Here is a 3,056-nt window from a genome sequence, read left to right on the forward strand (position 1 = left end):
CCGGGCCCGTTCCAGTCCGTCGGGGGTGAGCTGGTAGTAGCGGCGGGCCGGGCGGCCCTCGGTTCGGGGGTCGATGTCCTCCCAGCGGGAGGTCAGCCAGCCCACGGTCTCCAGCCGGGCCAGGATGGGATGGATGGTCCCGCTGGGCAGCCCGGCCGCGGTCCCGATCTCCACGCCGTACAGCTCCTTGGAGGGGTCGGCGAGCAGGGCCCGGAGGACGAGCTGGGTCGGGATGGTCATGCGCGGGGTCCGCTGCTGCTCCATACTCGTAGTCTACCTAGACCCTACGTTGAACACAACACTGTAGCTGTTGCGGATTGCGTGACGGCTCGGCAAATGAAGCGCATTGTCTTGCTGCGATCGCTCCTTCCGCGGAGTTGGCATCACCACGTCACAGCCTCACCGCCCGACCCGGTTTGGCGTCTGACCACGTGGTGCAAGCATCCCCGAGTTGGAAAGCTCGCCATCGGCGCCTGAAGGACGGTGGGAAATGAGGATCGGGGTTGGCATCTTTCTGATGGTGCTGGGCGCCATCCTGGCTTTCGCGGTGGAGACCGACGTCCCCGGGATCAACGTCAACACGCTCGGGGTCATCCTGTTGCTGATCGGCCTGGTCGCGCTGCTGTACTCGCTGTTGTTCTGGAGCACCGTGACTCCCTGGGGCCGGCGCAGAGTCGACGCCCGGCGCCGCATGGTCGGGCTGGAGCCACCGGCCGACGTGGTCGAGGAACGCCGCCTCGACGACGGTCTTCCCTAGTCGCTGGACGTGGCGAGCGGTCCCAGGACGTAGAACTCACTTCCTGTGGACCTCGCTGTTCAGGCCAGTCGCTTCTCGAACACGATCGACCTGCGCGCATAGCCCATGCCCTGCTCGTAGAACGGGACCGACAGCGGACTGTCGTGGTAGGTGGTGAGCACGGAGCGGACCGCGCCCCTGTCCCGCCCCCACGCCTCGACGGCGTGCATCAGCCGTGCGCCCACACCACGGCGCCGATAGGCGGCCGCCACCCCGAGCGCGTCGACGTAGAGGCGTGTCCGGCCAAGGTCGCGGAGGACCTGCCGCTCGGCGTCCTCGGCCGGCCGCTCCAGACGGGCGGCGACATCTCCGACCACCCGGCCGTCGACCTCACCGACCAGCCAGACGGCGTCGTCCGGCCGTGGCCGTCGCAGCAGCTCCTCGAACCACGCCGCCAGCCCCTCGGCGGGAGGGACCTGGAAGGCGTCGGCGTCGAGCGCGACGTAGTGCCGTGCCCCGTCGATCCAGTTCCGGGCAAGGTCCGCGGCGTCATCCGGTCGCGCCGGCCGGACGACAAGCGATTCCATGGCCGTACTCTAGCTCGCCCGAACCGCCGCCAGCCCGTGTCGCCGGTCGAATACCCGTTGTCCGGGCGGCGCCGGTGTGCGACCGTCACGGCGACGGCGGAGGTGCGCATGGCGATCATGGTCCTCGGCAGGGTCGCGGTCTGCGACCGCAGGAGCTGACCTGACGGTTGGTCTCGACCACGCCCCCGGGCGGGGCGTTGCCACGCTGCACGAGGAGCACTCCATGTCATCGCATGTCCCCTTCGAACCGCTGCCCGGCTCCAACGGGCAGCCCACCGCGACCGTCCGCCACGGCGACACGATCCTGCGCCCGGCCGGGCCCTGGACACCGGCCGTGCACGCCCTGCTCCGGCACCTCGAGGAGGTCGGGTTCCCCGCCTCGCCCCGCGTCGTGGGCGACGGCTACGACGACCAGGGCCGGGAGGTCCTGACCTACACGGATCGCCCACCCGCGCCCCTACACCGGCGAGGGCATCTGGCAGGTCGGCCGGCTCCTGCGCGCCCTCCACGACGCCACCGCCGGCTTCCGGCCGCCACCAGGGGCACGCTGGCGGCCCTGGAGCCTCCGCAGCCGCGCGCCCGGCGCCGTCGTCAGCCACTGCGACGCCGGCCCCTGGCACGTCATCCTGCGCGAGGGCCGCCCGGTCGGGCTGATCGACTGGTCCACGGCCGGCCCCACCGACCGCCTGGAGGAGCTGGCCGCCACCGGCTGGTGGAACGCGCAGCTCGGCTTCGGCGACGACCTCGACCCGGGCAGCCACTCCCCTGACGCCGCCGCCCGCCGGGGGGCGCGGCTGCGGTCGTTCCTGGACGGCTACGGCCTGCCGGCCGCCGCCCGGCCGGGTCTGGTGACCCGCATGGTCGAGTTCGCCGTCCGCGACTGCGCCGACCTGGCCGAGATCAGGCGGATCGCGCCCGGCTCGAACGACCCCACCACCCTGTGGACGCTCGCCTGGCAGACACGCGCCGCCGCCTGGATGCTGCGCCACCGGCCCATCCTGGAGCGCACGATGACGGGCTGACCTGTCAGAGGTCCTTGACCAGCGTGTCCAGGACCTCAGAGTGGGTCACCGGCGGACCCTCGTGGTCGCGTTCCTGCCAGGTGCCGACGACGGTCCCGTGGCCCCAGTCGGCGTAGCCAAGCCGTTCGTAGAGCCGCCGGGCGCCGGGGTTGTCCACCCCGACGCCGAGGGCGAGCCGCCGGTGGCCGAGCCGGCGGGCCCTGTCCTCGCCCGCCCGGATCAGGGCGGTGCCGATGCCGCGCCGCCAGAGCCGGCCGTCCACCTCCAGGTGGACGAGCCGCGGGACGCCTGGAAGCAGGCGGCGGACCGCGGGCTCGTCGGCCGGGTGGCAGGCCAGGAACACGTCGCCCACCGGCCGCCCGTCCAGCCAGGCGACCAGCAGCACCCCGTCGCCGACCCCCTGCCTGGCCAGGCAGTCGCCGAAGAAGCGCCGCGACCCGAGCGCCGCCACCAGCGGGCCGAGGTCGGCGTCGGAGGCCCGCCGGACCTCGAGCTTCACCGGCGGACTCGCCGCCGCGCCGGGACACCCCGGACGCGTGGCGCGGTCCTGGGAAGGCGTCGTGTGGCCCACTCGGCCACCAGCTCGTCGCCGGGCCGGAGCGCCCGCCACCGGGCCAGCATGGCGTCCAGGTCCGGGCCGGCCTTGGCCGGGCGGCCGTCACGCCAGCATTGGACCTGGACGTTGACGACCTTCCCGGCCTCGTTCAGCTC

The 3,056-nt window shown here is 72.9% G+C and carries 6 protein-coding genes and 1 pseudogene; 3 read left to right on the top strand and 4 right to left on the bottom strand.

The features are described from left to right. A partial coding sequence (locus VF468_14925; protein ID HEX5879587.1) for a helix-turn-helix transcriptional regulator occupies positions 1 to 240 on the bottom strand: 240 nt, incomplete at its 3' end. Between the two features lie 250 nt (positions 241 to 490). On the opposite strand from VF468_14925, the gene VF468_14930 reads away from it, so the two are divergent. After that, entirely contained in the window at positions 491 to 757 is a 267-nt protein-coding gene (locus VF468_14930; GenBank protein ID HEX5879588.1) for a DUF6458 family protein, read from the top strand. 59 nt (positions 758 to 816) lie between these two features. Here VF468_14930 and VF468_14935 read toward each other — a convergent pair whose 3' ends face one another. Beyond that, positions 817 to 1,323, bottom strand: a complete 507-nt coding sequence (locus VF468_14935; protein HEX5879589.1) for a GNAT family N-acetyltransferase — start codon at positions 1,321 to 1,323, stop codon at positions 817 to 819. Between the two features lie 494 nt (positions 1,324 to 1,817). Here VF468_14935 and VF468_14940 point away from each other — a divergent pair. Together VF468_14940 and VF468_14945 are read left to right on the top strand one after the other, a co-directional pair. Next, positions 1,818 to 1,979, top strand: a pseudogene (locus tag VF468_14940) (aminoglycoside phosphotransferase family protein). A gap of 201 nt (positions 1,980 to 2,180) precedes the next feature. After that, positions 2,181 to 2,345, top strand: coding sequence for a hypothetical protein (locus VF468_14945; protein ID HEX5879590.1), 165 nt, complete (start codon positions 2,181 to 2,183; stop codon positions 2,343 to 2,345). A 4-nt stretch (positions 2,346 to 2,349) separates the two neighbouring features. On the opposite strand, the gene VF468_14950 is transcribed toward VF468_14945, so the two are convergent. Further along, complete coding sequence (locus tag VF468_14950; protein HEX5879591.1) at positions 2,350 to 2,844, bottom strand: GNAT family N-acetyltransferase; 495 nt, start codon at positions 2,842 to 2,844, stop codon at positions 2,350 to 2,352. Next, the coding region (locus tag VF468_14955) for a hypothetical protein (GenBank protein HEX5879592.1) at positions 2,841 to 3,056 on the bottom strand (216 nt) is incomplete at its 5' end. The genes VF468_14955 and VF468_14950, both read right to left, overlap by 4 nt.

The organism is Actinomycetota bacterium, assembly GCA_036280995.1.
Classification (GTDB): Bacteria; Actinomycetota; CALGFH01; order CALGFH01; family CALGFH01; genus CALGFH01.

Bases quoted from the DNA above. Each gene is read 5' to 3' on its own strand.
- VF468_14935 (HEX5879589.1), bottom strand. From the start codon at position 1,323: ATGGAATCGCTTGTCGTCCGGCCGGCGCGACCGGATGACGCCGCGGAC.
- VF468_14945 (HEX5879590.1), top strand. From the start codon at position 2,181: ATGGTCGAGTTCGCCGTCCGCGACTGCGCCGACCTGGCCGAGATCAGG.
- VF468_14930 (HEX5879588.1), top strand. From the start codon at position 491: ATGAGGATCGGGGTTGGCATCTTTCTGATGGTGCTGGGCGCCATCCTG.